Below are 16,233 nucleotides of genomic sequence, written 5' to 3'. Positions count from 1 at the left end.
ATTTATAGCCCTATCCAATCGAGCTTGCCTCTGTCGTTTGATATAATTGAAGCAACCGGAGAAATACTTGCCCTATTATTTTTTTCACCGCATGATCTCCCCCTTGTCTTTTTTGCTATGTGACACACCATGACTGCCCAATTTGATATCCAACGTATTCGCCAGCAATTTCCCGCCCTGGCCCAAGAATGCAACGGCCAGCCACTGGTCTACCTCGACAGTGCCGCTACAACCCAAAAGCCACTTGAGGTCATTGAATCAATCCGGCAGTACTACAGTGGCCACAATGCCAATGTCCACCGTGGCAGCCATACCCTGACGGCTACAGCGACGGCGCAATTCGAGCAAGCAAGAGAGACGGTGCAGCACTTCATCAACGCCGCCGACAGCAAGGAAATCATCTGGACCCGTGGTGCAACCGAAGCCCTCAATCTGATCGCCCAGACCTATGCCCGCAATACCCTCAAAGCCGGGGATGAGATTTTGATCAGTGAGCTTGAGCACCACGCGAATATTGTTCCGTGGCAAATTGTCGCCGAGCAAACCGGAGCCAAAGTCGTAAAACTCCCAATGCACAGTGATTGCACGCTAGATATGGATGCCTTCGCCCAACGCTTGACACCCAATACCAAAATAGTCGCTGTTGCCCATATCACCAATGTTACAGGCACCCGCAACCCGGTCGAGACCATTATCAAAGCCGCCCACGATATCGGTGCGATTACCGTAATTGACGGCGCCCAAGCCGTTGCCCACGAGCGTGTCGATGTACAGGCTCTGGATGCTGACTTCTATGTATTCTCCGGCCATAAAATTTTTGCACCGGCAGGGATCGGCGCACTGTATGGTAAAAAGGCCCTACTTGAAGCCATGCCGCCATGGCATGGTGGCGGTAAGATGGTCGAAAAAGTCAGTTTTGAAGGCACCACCTTCTCCGCTCTACCGGGCAAATTCGAAGCTGGTACCCCCAATGTCGCAGGCAGTTTGGCGATGGCTGCCGCTATCAACTGGCTGGGCAACATCGACCAACAAGGCGCCGAGCACCATATCCAAACATTACGCCAGCGGGCCATTGCAGGGATCCAAGACATTGAAGACTTGCGGATCATCGGCCTACAGCCTAATGCGAGCCTGTTTTCCTTTGTGGTCGACGGTGTCCACCACCAAGACATCGCCACCTTGCTCGATCAACAAGGTATTGCCCTGCGTGCCGGGCATCACTGTGCCCACCCGATGATGGATGCACTCAATGTAAGCGGTACACTCAGAGTATCCATTGCGCTGTATAATACCCAACAAGATATAGACCAATTTATTGCGGCGCTGCACAAAGCCTGCAGCCTGCTTTAGGAGAGAATATGACACTGCCAAGCCATCCTTTCGGAACCGAAATTACCTGCGAGGCAATCATTGCACAAATGGCCACCGCCAAAGGCTGGGAAGATCGCTACCGCAACGTGATACAGTTGGGAAAGAAATTGCCCGCGATGCCGGAAGCGCTCAAGCAGGATCAACTCAAGGTCAGTGGCTGTGAGAGCCAGGTATGGCTCACCCACCAACAGTTGGAAGATGGGACTTTCCATTTTTCCGCCGATTCCGATGCTCGTATTGTGCGCGGCCTGATCACTCTGGTACTGGCGGCTTTTGAGGGCAAAAACGCCCAGCAAATCCAGGCGTTCGATATTGATGGGTACTTTGAGCAGCTCAACTTGATCGCCCACCTTAGCCCTTCCCGAGGTAACGGACTCAAGGCGATTGTCGAGCAAATCAAAGCACTAGCTGAAGGTTAATTCTAGCCACTAACCATCAGACAAAAACAAAAAAAGCGAGGATACGTCCTCGCTTTTCTTTTATTCGTGCAGATATACGCTATTTCTTCAGATGCTTATCCACCAGCTTCTGCAAAATACGAGATACCGCCACAAAGCCAAATGTTGCCGTCACCATGGTGGCCGCACCAAAACCGCTGGCACAATCCATTCGCTTCGGCCCTTCAGCCGTCGACTTCACGCCACATACCGAACCATCAGCCTGTGGGTACTTCAATTGCTCGGTAGAAAAGACACAATCAATACCAAACTTGCGTTTTGGGTTCTTCGGAAAATTATGGTGGCGACGCAGGGTATCACGTAGCTTTTTCGCCAATGGATCCTGAATCGTTTTGGTCAAATCGGCGATCTGGATCTGGGTCGGGTCAATTTGACCGCCAGCGCCACCGGTAGTGATCACCTTGTATTTGTTGCTCTTGCAATGGGATAACAGTGCTGCTTTCGGCTTCATGCTATCAATCGCATCCAAGATATAGTCATAGCGCCCGTCGAGGTACTCAGACACATTCTCCGGGGTAATGAAGTCATCAATCAGGTTGATCTTGCACTCAGGGTTGATCAACTTGATGCGCTCTGCCATCACCTCAATCTTGCTTTGCCCAACCGTGCCTGACATCGCATGGATCTGGCGGTTGATATTAGTGACACAGACATCATCCATATCAATCAGGGTCAACTCCCCGATCCCTGAACGTGCCAACGCTTCTGCCGCCCACGAACCAACACCGCCAATACCAATTACGCACACATGCGCGGCACGGAATATTTCCACTTCGCTGTTACCATACAAGCGGCGGGTCCCGCCGAAACGTTGGTTGTAATTGTCTGATGCTGGGGTATCTAATTCTCGCATGGCTATTCCGCGCTGATTCACACATTCATAAAGAAAGAGTGCGATTTATACGCACTCTTTGGGAAATTGTCCAGTCAGCACAAAGCTAATACCACTATCAACTAGGGTGCCACCCAAGGTTGCTCGGTTTTCGTGCCCTGCAGCCCGAGTTTCCAGACCCGGCCAAAGTGCTTGTAATGGCCAGCATCTACACCAGCTTGAGCGCCCATGCCATGATACAAATCGAGGTGGTTTTTCTTCACTGCACCACCGGTATCTAGCGCCATTAATAACTTAAGCACATGCTGACCATTCCAGTTGCCAGCTTCGTCGAGCTGCGGTACCTCGGCCAACAACACACTGCCCATCGGTAAGTAGTCTCGGTCAGCAGCGACCGAGGCAAAAGCCTGCAGCGGGATCCCAGCCGTCCCCATCACATCAAGGTTATCCTGTGGTTTGAAGAACACATAAGACGGGTTCTGCTCCAGCAGCTCACGAGCTGTTTCCTCACCCTGTTGGCTGACCCACTCATCAATCGCCTTGAGTGACATTTTCTCTCGTGGGACTTCGCCTCGCTCGATAAGGATACGACCGATGCTGACATAGCGGTGGCCATTCTTGCCGCGATAAGCAAAATACTGAAGCTCGTCATTATCATCGAAATGCACAAAACCACTGCCCTGCACTTCCATCATGAACACATCAAGCATCGAGGCGCTGTAGCCCAGCTCCAATCCCTTACCTTCAAGCGCTCCGTCATAGATCTCTGCCCGGCTCGGGCATTTCCCATCACACTCTGGCATACCGTAAACCGGGTAGCGATATACGTCATCCGGTTGATGACGCAGTTCAATCACAGGTGAAAAATACCCGGTGAACATGACATTACCGTAGCCATCACCACCGCCCATCTGGGCAAGCTCGATGCCGAAGTTACCTAGTTCTGACAGATCGCCGCCTTGGGCAACCCAGTGCTCAATCTGTCGGTATAGCGCCTGATACGTCCCCGCCATTGATGGGGAGCGTTCGATTACCTTCTCCATCTGGCCCGAGAAATGGCTAAAGTCTTTCGGTTTGTCTGAATCTACAACCTCAACCCGGTTGAGTACCTGATCAAACTCACCATCCAGGTATTGCTGACCACGTTCTGTTGGCTTGGCACACCCTACCAATCCCATAATAAAAAGAGCAATCGTTGCTTTTCGAAACACTATGAATCCTATCGTCTTGTTTGGAATCCAATTTTCACCAGTGTAACCAACTGCGGCACGCTCGCCTACAAGCGGTTACTTACGAAAAGGTATTTTTCCCTATCTTCTTCTTTCCATTGTCAGTGATTTGTCTGAATTGCATCGCATTCCAAGCCAATAAGCCACCAGTGTCATATTTGTGTCATAGTTGTCATGTAGTTAATAAAAGCGTAACAGGAATGTCATCTAAACACGCAAGGAGGCGTCATATGTTCCAGCCGCTCAAAGTAGGTAAAGACACTCTTTTAAACATCAATTCAATTGAATATCAATGGATACGTAACTTGGTCAGTGAGGGGAATTCACCGCACCAAATCAATACCGTTATCCAGCGATGTTTAGGGGGTAACCTGACTACCGCCGATACGATGAGGAAAGTGGCACTCAAGCAGATCTCAGTTAACCAACTACTTCGTGAACTCCCCAAAGCACCAATAAACTAGTCGTACCGATGAACTACTGGGGTTGACGCAATGCGATTTTCTGGCGAGAAAAAGAAGAAATATAATGCGCTGGACTCTGGCGGATCAACCGACCAGACAAGAAAGAATAAGAATAAAGGGTCCCCCCCTTTAGATATTCAAGTGTGCTGCCATCCCATTGGTATTGGGTATTTACTTGGCGGCCACCGACAAACACCCCTTCCGGGCGAATTTCAAAACTGTCTGCCGCATAAGGGGCGACATCCTGCTCCAACCACATCCCGTTGATATCAGGAAGATTGCTCAAATGTGCTTTGCTGCCATCCAACAGACCAGCCAATAGCAACCCCAATGCTAGAGCACCGGTCGCGGCGATTGCCACGGCAAAGCTGATCAATCGATGTGTAAACAAGGGCGTTTTTTGCTCAGTGGTCATAACTTATAAAATTTAGCATTTTCACGCTAAATATACCCCATCGTGAGAGAGTTTCGGGAGTAATCTGTCAGCCAAAACAAATAACGAGATCTTGTCCCCAAGTTCATCGGGGGGAGTTGCATCCGCCAAACAACCAAATGATGAATTTTTATTGACATAAATCGCATAATCATTAATAACATCTCTATTACCTCGTCGTTAAGCACGATCATTGCCGACGTCGACAACACTGCTACAAGGAAAGCCAGCTGTGAAGTTCAGAAGTACCGCTTTGGTCAAAGGGTTCCGCCAATCGGCCCCTTACCTCAATGCCCATATCGGCAAAACCATCGTCATCATGGTTGGCGGGGAAGCCATCGCTCATGAAAATTTTGCTCATATTGTTAATGATATCGCCCTGCTCAACAGTCTAGGGCTGCGTATCGTGATGGTGTATGGTGCCAGACCGCAAATCTCCAGCCTCGCTGAGCAAATGCACTATACAACCCCATACCACAAAGGGGTTCGGGTAACAGACGAGCGAGTACTGGAAATCGCCAAACAGGCAGCAGGACACCTCCAGCTAGATATTACGGCAAGGTTCTCGATGGGGCTCAACAATACCCCGATGGCCGGTTCACAAATCAACATTGTAAGCGGCAATTTTGTTATCGCCCAACCGCTAGGAATTGATGACGGAGTCGATTATGCCCACAGCGGACGGATCCGCCGGATAGATACCGAAGCCATCCACCGCCAACTCGACCAACGAGCCATTGTGTTGCTTGGCCCGATAGCCAGTTCAGTCACCGGTGAATGTTTCAACCTGACTTCGGAAGAAATCGCTACCCAGTTAGCTATCAGGCTCAAAGCAGACAAACTGATCGGCTTTTGCTCCGAACAAGGGGTATTAGATAGCGAGGGGGACGTGGTTTCCGAAATGCTGCCTATCGAGGCTGAGCACGCTCTGCAGCGCCTGGTCGAACAACAACAGGAAGAGCGTGGCACTGGTCGCTTCCTGCGCGGCGCGATCACGGCCTGTCGAGCAGGGGTTCCTCGCAGTCATTTGATCAGCTACAAAGAAGATGGCGCTTTGATCCAGGAGCTATTTTCTCTAGACGGGATCGGTACCCAGATCGTGATGGAAAGTGCCGAGAAAGTCAGGCCAGCCACGATCAATGATATCGGGGGGATCCTCGAGCTGATCCGCCCGCTGGAGCAAGACGGCATATTAGTCCGTCGATCACGCGAGCAACTGGAGCAGGAAGTCGAGCAGTTCACCATTATCGAACGTGACGGGCTGATCATCGGCTGTGCCGCCATATATCCATTCCCTGACGAGAGAATGGCCGAGATGGCCTGCGTCGCCGTCCACCGTGATTTCCGTGATGGAGACCGCGGTGCCCTGCTGCTCAACCAACTCAAACTGCAAGCCAAGAGGATGGGCTTACTCCACTTGTTTGTCCTCACCACCCGCAGCCTGCACTGGTTCCGGGAGCAAGGCTTCAGTGAGTCCAGTGTCGAGAGTTTGCCGGTTGCCAAGAAGGCGCTGTATAACTTCCAGCGCCGTTCGAAGATCTTGATCTTGGATTTGTAATAATAAAGCGCTAATTAAATTAGCGCTTTATTTACTGATTATTACCCTCTAGGTGTCAGTGCAAAAGCCTCCGCAATGCTGCCACCTGAGCTACCACTAATTGAATAACGAATAACATTCACAGTTTGTCCCGAGCGAGTTGCCGAGAACGGGTACTGACTGTTTCCTCGATTACCTGCACCATACATTAAGCTATCACTCTTGTGCTCAAGCATGTTTTTGTAAGGAGTCTTAAAAGGCATCACTAGTTCATTGTTTTCCAAACCGCCCGTAGTCACCAAAATACTATGAGTATCTTTAGAACCGCAGCTTTCTAATCCCACATTATTTCTCACTATAGAGTAAGAAATACGATTAGAGGTCGTTCTCGATGGGCCGTCAATTAACCACTCACAACCATTTTGATCTTGGTACTTACCTGCTTGCAGTGTTGTACCAGAAGAAACCTGAGGCGGTTTGGCTGTTGGAATTGGGGTCATCTTAGCGCTAGTAATCCTGATGTTGCCTTCGGCATCAGTTGCTAAATCAAGACGCACATCCATATAACGGGCTTTGTCCGTTTCAGGATTGGTCACAAGGACATTTCGCATTGCCATAGTATCGCTATAGCCTTCAACCAACGCATTGGTCAGATCCATTGGCGACACCTCCACTGCCGATACACCTTCACCAGCAATTGCACCACTGGCCAGGGAGGCCATCACCATTGCCGGTAGCAGCTTTTTGATTAGCATAAGTTTTTCCTATTTGTTCTATGTTGCTTAAAAAATTGCATTGAGTTGAATAAACGGCCCATGCCAAAGATCAGCACGATCATAAAGTAGGTAGTAGCCATCACTGTCAGCACTGTCGGACTTGGACTGGAAGGTCCAATCTCCACGAGCTCGGTAACCAGCTTGAAGTGAATAACCCAAACCACGCAGACTGGTGCTTCGCTGTTGGAAGGTATAACCCAACTCCAGTGAAGAACTCAGGGCGAAAGCGTACTTACCATGAATTTTGCCATTGCGCTCACCAACGGCTTCTTCTAAGGCGTCACGGCTGACGTCAAGCTTATTCAGACCAAGACCCAACTCACCATTGATATAAAATCGGCTATAGCTGGTCTCATACCTGCCGCCATACGTTGCTTCGTCATAGCCGACCACCAACATGTAACGGTCGATATCAAAATCACGGTCAAATGCCGAACCGACATAACGGCCTCTTTCATTTTCAAATCCCACAGCGCTAGGCGCATGATAATTTGAAGAATGAAGGCCGAAGTACATCCCCTGCTCCAACATTAAATAAAGAGCAAATGAGTTATATTCCGTTTCAAATGCTTCACTTACTGGCACGTCGGTCTTGTCATCGGAGTAGGTCACGATGCCGCCAGACTCCATCTTCTCTAGCTCCAAGCGAAGAGTTGTCGCACCACCAAACAAACCGTTGAAATCAACCACTGCGTTTAGTGCTTCAGTGCCCTTGGAAACCAACTTGTTATCGCTGTCTTTCGCTTCGCTAGTAAGGTAATGAACTGTCGCCTGGGTATTGCCAAATCGTCCCTGAGCATAATAGTTATGCAGCAAGCTATCGTTCATGTCGTAACTTGCACGAGCACGGGTTTGATCATTCGATTTAATTTTCTGGTTTACTTCCCAACTCGTTTGAGCAACACCGTAACCAAACATGAGATCAACCAATGCATAACGAGAAAAACGATTGTCTTCCATCTCAATACTAGCAAGCTCATTTCGTGAAACATTATAGGTTTGGTGGGTTCGCTCCGAGCTATTTCGGGCATTGATATACACATCATTACCCTGACCGAATACATTAGTTTCAAAACCATAGTTAAACTCTGGGCTATTCGCCAAGGTGCCGTTAGATATCAGTCCGTCAGGGCCAAAGTAGTAAACATTCACGCCTTTGTTGAAGACATTGACATACTCGTAGACCCCTACAGCAGTGTAATTTCGGTTAATAGGGTGTGTATCAAGGATTCCTGAATAGTCACTACGATGATGTAATGTGGTATCAGCTTGATGCCAGTTATCATAAGTATTCGACGTATATAACCTGTAATCATCCTCACCAATAAAGGCCACCGATGTCGAGCCCGCCAAATTATTATTAATAACTCCGGTACCAGTAATAGCCTTAGCTGGTAAGTCCACACCTCGATTAGCGCGACCGGAATGGAAAGTTAACTTGTCACGATACAGACACATTAACTCTCCGCTGTAATTTACATGGCGATCTATTGCTTTTGAACAATTAGGACCGCTAAATGAAACTGGCGCCCCTGACGTCGAATACATCGTATGCTCATTACAGCGTTTACCATCCTTACATTTATATCGCACCCGTACATAGGAGAATGCTCTCGAACCATACCGGGCGCTCGCAAGTTCCTCAACGCTACCAGCCCGGGTTTCATAACCTCGGCCATTTCCTAAATTAACGGTATAACGGCATTCACCACTACAGTCTTTATCGCTTTTTCTGATAGTAATTTTAGGAGCTTGCTGATCGGAGTAATATTGCTCTTGATTAATATGTTTTTCTAATGGTTGTTTGAACTGATAGGCATGGCTAAAGCTTGCCCAACATAAGACAATAAATAGTAAATACTTCAAAATTTCACTCTAGTTATGATTTGAGAACGCTAATTTTATCCCTATGGTCAGGAATATTTTAAAGAATCCTCTTAAAGACCAACATTCTTTATTCTGTCAATGGTAATTTATAGCTATCCGTTAGGTCCTGATAAACTCGAAGCTCAAAAATGTGTAGAACTGAATATAAGTGTTCGAATATCTCAGCTTGTACCGATTCAAAGTGGTTCCAGTCAGTATTTTTAGTAAAACAATAAACCTCAAGTGGAACCCCTTTGGCTGTTGAAGCTAATTGGCGAACCATCAAAGTAAGATCTTTATTGATATCCTCTCGGGAATGCAAATAAGCCTCAACATATAAACGAAAAAGCCCTGCATTAGTTAAGCAGCGCTTGTTAATATTATCACCTTCAATTTTCAGCTGATATTTATCACATAACATATTAATCAGTGAACTTATCAAAGGTACTTCAGACAAAGTATTGACTTTTTCCATATTAAGAAATTTAATACTATTCGCATCAATCGCAATGTCCCTTTTAATTCTGCGCCCTTGAACCGTCATACTTCGCCAGTTTTTCAAACCAACATTCAATATTTCATACGTGGGTATGATAGACGTGGTCTTATCCCAGTTTTCAACCGTTATCACACTAAGCGTAATGTCTTTTATAACGCCATCTGCACCATATGAGCCGACCTCTATCCAGTCACCTTTTTTTACCAACCGATGAACATTAATTTTGACCGCCGTCACCGTTCCTAAGATACTATCTTTGAACAGTAACAAGATAATGGCTGACATAGCACCAATACCGCTAATAAATGCCATTGGCGAAATTTCTAGCAAGATCACGATAATTATGACTGACATGATCGCAAAACTGGCTAATTTAATAATCTCAGCAAAGGGTTTAATCGGTATTTCATTAGAACCCTGACGTCCGTTAAACCGAACTTCAAGAAAATCAAGTACAGAGTGCAACATCAGCACAGCAAAGATGACAGCCCCGACTTCTGCTAACTTGCTGTACCAACCAGAGACATCAAAATATTTAAACCAAAAGATAGAAAAAACAAAGCCAACAAAATATTGAGCTCGATGAATAAACTTACGCTCATACTCCTTTCTTTCCTTATTGGCCCTAAAATCTAAAAAACGGGTCAATGCCGTTCTCACCAACCAAGGAATAATACAGAAAGACAGTATAGTGACCGCAATCTGGAAGAAATGCTGCTCCATCTCTGAAAATGAGAGGTACAAACTTTTTAAATATTCTAAATAGTACATAGGCTAAAGGGAGACGTGAATACTCACGCCTCTATCTACTTTTTAACAGTGATTATTGCATTAAGCGCTCAAGTTCCTGTTCCAATTCAGTCATTGCCTTTTGGGTTCGGAACTCTTCATACATGGCGGCCTCATCCTGAGGATCAATTGGCATACCAGCTTGAGCAACAACATCGTCAAAGATATTGGTAACCAGTGATTCATCAATTACCGCCATCGCACACACCTGGGCTTGGCCATTGATATTACCCATTCCCACTTGCGCAATTTGAGAGCGCTGCATACGTACTTCAGAAATACTCTTCGCTACAGTTTCAAAGGTCTCACCCGTTTGAGTCCCGGCTTCACTGGTATTCAAACGTGAATATGAGCGATCCATGACGCTGGCTTTCACATTGATACTCTGTGCCAGCGCACTGCGAGCCCCCGCTTCAGCATGTCGCTTATCAATATTGAAATTATTGCTAGCGTTAACACAACTGGCTGCGGCAAGACCACTTTGAAACGATGGCATCAGCACCCACTCAGGTACATCATAGCCATAGTTAGTTTCTACAGGTACATCCTCTTTCTCACTTGCTGCGCAGGCTGATAACAATAGAACAGCAGCAAGAGAAACACCTAATTGACGTTTCATTTTCTTCCTTACTAACGAATTATGATTTGATTATTACTAACTGCATTAACCGCCACTTTATTATCCAAAATCGCCAATAACTCAGGGATTAAGGTATCCATCAGGCTGTTGTTTGCCATCCGGCTGCGAAACGCCAATACTGTTTGCTCACCATCTGTTAATAATTGTGGTGAATAAATGTAGTGATGTTGACCCAATAAACGCTGAAGCTGAGCTTGGCTGGCCAATGTGTTTTTAGGAAAAACAATTTTGTTATATCGACCACCGGCTTGACTCAGTTGCATCAAACCTGACTGCAGCATCGTGACGATTGAATGTTGATTATCTTCAGAGGCCAAGTGGACGCCAAACAAGCGTGTTTCAATACCCTCTTTGGTCGGTAACGCAACCACCGCAGGTTCATTTTGCCATTCCCCCAAACGGGCAGAAGCTTTATCCAGCAAACTCAATGACAATGCTAACTGTGACCGATCACCTGCGGTTCGCAGCTCAGTTGTTACTCTCAACACAATATCAGCGCTATCAAAGCTTTGAGTTATCTGATATCCCTGCTGGATTAATAGGGCAATCAAAGGCTCGGCAAAACGAGGCTGCTCCGCATGTACCAGAAATACAGGCTCACCGGCGGCCAAATAATCATTGTTGGCAATACGGTTTAGCTCGGCCATATTGAGGTCCGCATTAACAACAACGGTGGCAGAATCCCCCTGCTGATGGTTTTCTAATACCATCCATTCACTCACAAACTGCCTCGGGGCGGCCTGTAAATGAATAAACGGCGAAGGATCATCAACAATTAAATTCAATCCTTGCCATACCGCTTGTTGCAATGCAGCAAACTCTGCAGCCTGACTCGCCGACAGGCCATCAGATGCGTTAGCTGTTGCTTGAACCCTAACGCTTAATTCATCACCAGCCTCATCCCAAAGCCAATCCCCCTCACCTTGCTGGGCTTCGATGGACAGAGGCAAATTCACTGCAACACAGGTTTCGCTTCCCTGAAGGAAACTGTCACCGGTTTGCAATCTCCCAGGGTTGCTCTCAATGGCATTGAGCAACGAGGACAGTTCAGGCAACAAGCTAGCAAGCTCTCTTTCCTGTGAGGATGACAAAGCATTTTTCGCGCTCTGATAAGCAGCAGCGACTCCATCGACGGCGCCATCTGTAGCTTCTTGAATGACGGCACTTCCTCTTCCCCGAGAGCAAGAAGAAAATTCCAATGCCCAACCTTGAGCTGACTCAGTGATCTCAGCAGCTGACAAAGTACAAGAAAATAAGATGGCGCCCAATAGCGCCAGTCTTGTTTGGGTCATTACAGGTTTCCGCTCGCTGAAATACGGTTCTCAAGGAAGCTCTTAGGCGTGCCGACACTCACAGCAAACAATTTTGCATCATTGGCTGGTCGGTAGATGCCATCTTTGGCTTCTCCCTGAATACGCTTGGCATCACGAGAGTTCTTCCAGCGCATGATCCGGCCTTGTGATTCAATATCACTTGGGTTAACCGTGGCAACACCAACCGGCTCGGCAAAGCCATAGCTGTACTCGAAGATCACCATGGTTTCATCCGGTAGGATCCCTGCATTCTGGCCACGATCGAGAGAGATACGCTCACCGCGAATACCCAGTACCTGAGCCGTCGCTGGCATTTCCGATAACATACGGCTTAATGCAATACCAAAGCCACGAGATGACATATCATTCAATACCGCCGACACCGCATTGGCATCATAGATATCAAAGCCACCTTCAACTTTTCCTGATTGCATCCAAAACTGCATTTCATTGAGTGGCTTCACATCTCCGGTACGAACCTTGATCTTGCCGACATTTGGATAACTCAGCTTTTCATTGGTATATGGGTCAAGAAAACCCAATGTGAAGTCCAAGCTAAAATCGACAAGGTTCGTCGAACCGCCAGTAACCAACTCACCGGTTTTAACTGTATCAACCGTCATCGCATAATCAGGGTGCAAAACACCACCTTTCATACGACGAGCAAGTTCGGCATCAGACATCCCTTGAGTTGCATCACCCAAGATTGATGCCGTACGTACATCACCAGTCACAATACGGAAGCGATTAAGGCCAACCAATTGGTTTTCAAATTGATTCAGTAGGCTACGATTGTCATATTCTCGTACAGATGACAGCCAATCATTCGGATTGTCACTCTGAGTCGTAATAGGATCATTCATGTACAGACGAAGCACTTTCTTGCCTAGTGGGCAGTCAGGATGCTCGTTGTTCACCTCGAACGTACACTTATCAAGCCCTGCCGTACTGTAGTACGCCGGTAACTCAATATCGTTATCAGTAAACTGCTCAGCAGGTTTACCATACTCGAAGCCCGATGCGCCGTTAGCCGCATTGGTCTGCATCCGAGATTGCGGTGTACCGTTGCTCTGACACCCCGCAAGCACCAACGCAGATAAAGCGGTGAGGATTAATGTATTACGCTTAGCCATCAATACGTTCCTTGATAGCAGCATCCGCTGCTTTCATATCATCGATAAACTGTTTTTCCGCCAAAATCAGGTTATTACTTTCCAGGATCAGATCGACACGCTCTTTCATCTCTTTAGCTGCAATTGCAGTATTGTTTTCTTCGGAATCTTCAATCGTGTTATTGAATAGCGAAGCCGCTTCGATAATTGCAATTTGCTGGGCATTTTCAGCATAAATCAACGTCACTTCCGCAGCCTGCACAGCTAATTGCAATGCTAGCTCAACATTCTCATCGAAAATCTTATCTTGAGCTGCTGTGTACTGATTAAATTTCGCCTGCATTTCAGGGGTATCAGCCAAACGCTCTGCAACTTCCTCATTGCTTAGCTCATTATGCATAGCAAAAAACTGTTCAACGTCCTTGTGATTCTCACGAATATCACGGTACTGTGATTTAATCGCACACTGACGCTGTACAATCGTTAGAACTGCACGAGAGCCGGTATCGATTGTTGGCGTTGCAGAAGTGTAAGTTTCGGAATGAATGGCACACTGCTGAGCGAGTTCGTCCAAGATTTCATCGCGGTCATCCCAAACACCAATCGTGGATGAACAAGCCGAAAGCAGTAGGCTTCCAAGTGCAACCGTTAGAGCTTTAATTTTCATTATCTGAGTTTCCTAAAAGTGTAAACAACATATTTTGGCCAAACTTTTCAGCTAACTGATTATCGAGAGAATCAATCGTTGCTTCATGAGTTTTTCCGGGTTCACTTATTAATGTGAATTGATGAGACATCACTGATTGCAATCGGCCTTCTTGCCGTAATTCAACCTTGATATCTCTCTTTGTTAGAAACTGTTTATTTCGCTGTGCACTTTGTTCACGGGTAGAAAGAACAAACTGATAATTTACGTCACTGTCAGTGATTAATTCATTCTCAACAATTGATTGAGAGAGAAGGTTAGCCATAGTTTGACTTCTGTTATCACTGACAACACTCCAGCCTCCACGGTGCAATACAGCAATGATTCCTTGACGTAAGCTAATATGTTGTTGATGTAAATCAGGTACTCTAAGCTCACTATTTAGACCTGCAATCACCTGCAAAATGGTCTCATTAACATCCATTTTTTCATTAACACTTAATATCAAAGGTAAGGCATTAAGTGGATCCTGATTCTTTACTCCAGCTAAAGTAGTGGATATCTGTTGGTATTCCATTGCTAAATACTGCTGGTAGAAATCAAGTAATTGTTTTTTACCCATAGAGATAACAACTTGAATATTATCTTCGTAGCTATCATCTCGCGCGATAACACGGTACGGCGGAAAAACCAACCGCCCAGAAGAAATATTCACTACCTCTTCAAATGATGAAGAGCTATGGCCATCCCTTGATATTAGATGCTCTTTTTGCTCAACCTGAATATTCGCCGATAATTTAACCGCAATAGCAGACAGTGCAGCTCTTTCTGCTTCCAATTCAGTTTCAGCGATTCCTAACCCAAATAATTCGTTATCTGTATCAACGGGTACCTGTATATCGGCTAGCACAAGTTGACTGACAAAAGCCAAGGCAATAACAAAATAACGCATTAGACTGTATCCTCACCCTGGCGGTACATGTCCTTTCTGTCGGTGACTTTTTTCAGGTAATTAACGGTCTCGTCATACGGCAAATTATTAATCAGGGTTTCATATACGGCATCAGGGGCCATACTGTTAATTTTTGCTACCGCGGCTGATAATCGACGTTCGCCAAACGCCCTTGCCACATTTCCGGCACCAGTATTATATGCAGCAATAACACAGTACTCTCGGCTTAAAGGGTCTTCGATACTTTTCAAGTATCTTGAATTAAGAATATCCAGATAAGCGGTGCCAGCCTCAATATTGTATTCTGGTTGATAAAGGTCACTTTCATCCATTGGCTTATCAACCTTGTGAACTATCCGGTTCACATCATGTCCAGCGCTAGTTGTCACAACCTGCATCAAACCGAATGCTGGAACCGGCGAGCGAGCACGAGGGTTGAAGCTCGATTCGGTATGCATAATCGCTAGAATCAACGCAGGCTCTACATCAAAGGCTTCGCTTTGCTTATAGATATCATCAAGGTATGGCGAAATGCGCTTTTCCAAACTATCACTTGGCATCCGAACTTGATAACTGACAATCCGAGGCATGTCCTCTTCTTTAGCCGCTTCTTCGCGCTGCTCAACATAGAATGCATTTAGCTCTTGCATCCTTGCCCTCGCATCATCGACTAATTCTTGTTTCTGCTCATCGACCAGTTTTGAATCAACATCAACGCCAGAGACCTCTGTCAGCAACTCAACTTCTTTTTCCATTTCCTGAAGTTGCAGGTTAGTCTGCGTCATAATTTCCATCAACGCTGCTTTTTCTTGATTCTGGGAGTAATCTAGATCGCGCTGCGTCAATTCATCATAGGTCACACCAGCAGCCAACGATGTACCTAGGTATGGCTCTAATTGTGTTGACTCTTCAACCTTTTGGTTAACCAGAGCTTCTATATCGCTTTGAGCCATTGAATCGTCAACCAACACCTCTATCGTGACAACTTCACTTTCAAAATCGATAATCGTTCTGGTGTTATCCTCTTCATCAGCTTGCACCAACTGGTGCTCACTACTGATCACTGTATCCCCCCAGCTCTGAATAGACACCTTCCTTTCGCCATCCCATTTTTTTATATATTCCTTTCTCCAACTAGCAAACTCAGCTAGGTGATTGGAATACCAGTCTAGGAATTCAGCACGCTCTATATGAGCTGGCTTATTCAACTCAGTAACAGCATTATCAAGATCTTTAAATGGATCTGCCGTCGCTACTGTTGCACACAATGACAATGCAATTAGGATAGAAAGTTTCTTCTTCATGTTTATGTCCAT

At 46.3% G+C, this 16,233-nt stretch carries 16 protein-coding genes; 4 read left to right on the top strand and 12 right to left on the bottom strand.

From position 1 onward, the window contains the following. Positions 1 to 129: 129 nt before the first annotated feature. Positions 130 to 1,350: a cysteine desulfurase CsdA gene (csdA, locus tag ACVA58_RS22165; RefSeq protein ID WP_446512533.1), complete on the top strand. Its 1,221-nt coding sequence runs from the start codon at positions 130 to 132 to the stop codon at positions 1,348 to 1,350. Between the two features lie 8 nt (positions 1,351 to 1,358). Then, positions 1,359 to 1,790: a cysteine desulfurase sulfur acceptor subunit CsdE gene (csdE, locus tag ACVA58_RS22160; RefSeq protein WP_446512532.1), complete on the top strand. Its 432-nt coding sequence runs from the start codon at positions 1,359 to 1,361 to the stop codon at positions 1,788 to 1,790. 79 nt (positions 1,791 to 1,869) lie between these two features. On the opposite strand, the gene tcdA is transcribed toward csdE, so the two are convergent. Then, entirely contained in the window at positions 1,870 to 2,682 is an 813-nt protein-coding gene (gene tcdA, locus ACVA58_RS22155) for a tRNA cyclic N6-threonylcarbamoyladenosine(37) synthase TcdA (RefSeq protein ID WP_446512531.1), read from the bottom strand. Between the two features lie 101 nt (positions 2,683 to 2,783). Beyond that, complete coding sequence (gene mltA, locus ACVA58_RS22150; protein WP_446512530.1) at positions 2,784 to 3,872, bottom strand: murein transglycosylase A; 1,089 nt, start codon at positions 3,870 to 3,872, stop codon at positions 2,784 to 2,786. A gap of 248 nt (positions 3,873 to 4,120) precedes the next feature. On the opposite strand from mltA, the gene ACVA58_RS22145 reads away from it, so the two are divergent. Then, positions 4,121 to 4,354 carry a hypothetical protein gene (locus ACVA58_RS22145; RefSeq protein ID WP_446512529.1) on the top strand — a complete coding sequence of 78 codons (234 nt, stop codon included), beginning with the start codon at positions 4,121 to 4,123 and terminating at the stop codon, positions 4,352 to 4,354. Between the two features lie 13 nt (positions 4,355 to 4,367). Here ACVA58_RS22145 and ACVA58_RS22140 read toward each other — a convergent pair whose 3' ends face one another. After that, positions 4,368 to 4,745 (bottom strand): DUF2850 domain-containing protein, encoded by a 378-nt coding sequence (locus ACVA58_RS22140; protein ID WP_446512528.1) that lies wholly within the window; start codon positions 4,743 to 4,745, stop codon positions 4,368 to 4,370. Positions 4,746 to 5,019: 274 nt separating this feature from the next. Between ACVA58_RS22140 and argA the strand changes: the two genes are divergently transcribed. Beyond that, positions 5,020 to 6,345 (top strand): amino-acid N-acetyltransferase, encoded by a 1,326-nt coding sequence (gene argA / locus ACVA58_RS22135; protein WP_446512527.1) that lies wholly within the window; start codon positions 5,020 to 5,022, stop codon positions 6,343 to 6,345. Between the two features lie 41 nt (positions 6,346 to 6,386). On the opposite strand, the gene ACVA58_RS22130 is transcribed toward argA, so the two are convergent. The 9 genes from ACVA58_RS22130 to ACVA58_RS22090 all read right to left on the bottom strand — a co-directional run bounded on the left by ACVA58_RS22130 (position 6,387) and on the right by ACVA58_RS22090 (position 16,221). Continuing rightward, positions 6,387 to 7,079 carry a hypothetical protein gene (locus tag ACVA58_RS22130; protein WP_446512526.1) on the bottom strand — a complete coding sequence of 231 codons (693 nt, stop codon included), beginning with the start codon at positions 7,077 to 7,079 and terminating at the stop codon, positions 6,387 to 6,389. A gap of 27 nt (positions 7,080 to 7,106) precedes the next feature. Continuing rightward, positions 7,107 to 8,558 carry a hypothetical protein gene (locus ACVA58_RS22125; protein WP_446512525.1) on the bottom strand — a complete coding sequence of 484 codons (1,452 nt, stop codon included), beginning with the start codon at positions 8,556 to 8,558 and terminating at the stop codon, positions 7,107 to 7,109. A 496-nt stretch (positions 8,559 to 9,054) separates the two neighbouring features. Further along, complete coding sequence (locus ACVA58_RS22120; RefSeq protein ID WP_446512524.1) at positions 9,055 to 10,113, bottom strand: mechanosensitive ion channel family protein; 1,059 nt, start codon at positions 10,111 to 10,113, stop codon at positions 9,055 to 9,057. Between the two features lie 175 nt (positions 10,114 to 10,288). Then, positions 10,289 to 10,873, bottom strand: coding sequence for a hypothetical protein (locus ACVA58_RS22115; RefSeq protein WP_446512523.1), 585 nt, complete (start codon positions 10,871 to 10,873; stop codon positions 10,289 to 10,291). An 11-nt stretch (positions 10,874 to 10,884) separates the two neighbouring features. After that, positions 10,885 to 12,186 (bottom strand): hypothetical protein, encoded by a 1,302-nt coding sequence (locus ACVA58_RS22110; protein ID WP_446512522.1) that lies wholly within the window; start codon positions 12,184 to 12,186, stop codon positions 10,885 to 10,887. Further along, positions 12,186 to 13,340 carry a hypothetical protein gene (locus ACVA58_RS22105; RefSeq protein WP_446512521.1) on the bottom strand — a complete coding sequence of 385 codons (1,155 nt, stop codon included), beginning with the start codon at positions 13,338 to 13,340 and terminating at the stop codon, positions 12,186 to 12,188. Before ACVA58_RS22105 ends, ACVA58_RS22110 begins: the two co-directional genes overlap by 1 nt. Next, entirely contained in the window at positions 13,333 to 13,986 is a 654-nt protein-coding gene (locus tag ACVA58_RS22100) for a hypothetical protein (RefSeq protein ID WP_446512520.1), read from the bottom strand. The genes ACVA58_RS22105 and ACVA58_RS22100 overlap by 8 nt, the downstream gene beginning before the upstream one ends. Next, on the bottom strand, positions 13,976 to 14,917 hold the full coding sequence (locus ACVA58_RS22095; protein ID WP_446512519.1) for a hypothetical protein: 942 nt from the start codon (positions 14,915 to 14,917) through the stop codon (positions 13,976 to 13,978). Before ACVA58_RS22095 ends, ACVA58_RS22100 begins: the two co-directional genes overlap by 11 nt. After that, positions 14,917 to 16,221, bottom strand: a complete 1,305-nt coding sequence (locus ACVA58_RS22090; protein ID WP_446512518.1) for a transglycosylase SLT domain-containing protein — start codon at positions 16,219 to 16,221, stop codon at positions 14,917 to 14,919. Before ACVA58_RS22090 ends, ACVA58_RS22095 begins: the two co-directional genes overlap by 1 nt. Positions 16,222 to 16,233: the final 12 nt, after the last annotated feature.

It is taken from the genome of Photobacterium sp. DNB22_13_2 (assembly GCF_052873915.1).
Note: the sequence above shows the minus strand (reverse complement) of the source record. Positions and strands in the feature narration are given on the sequence as shown.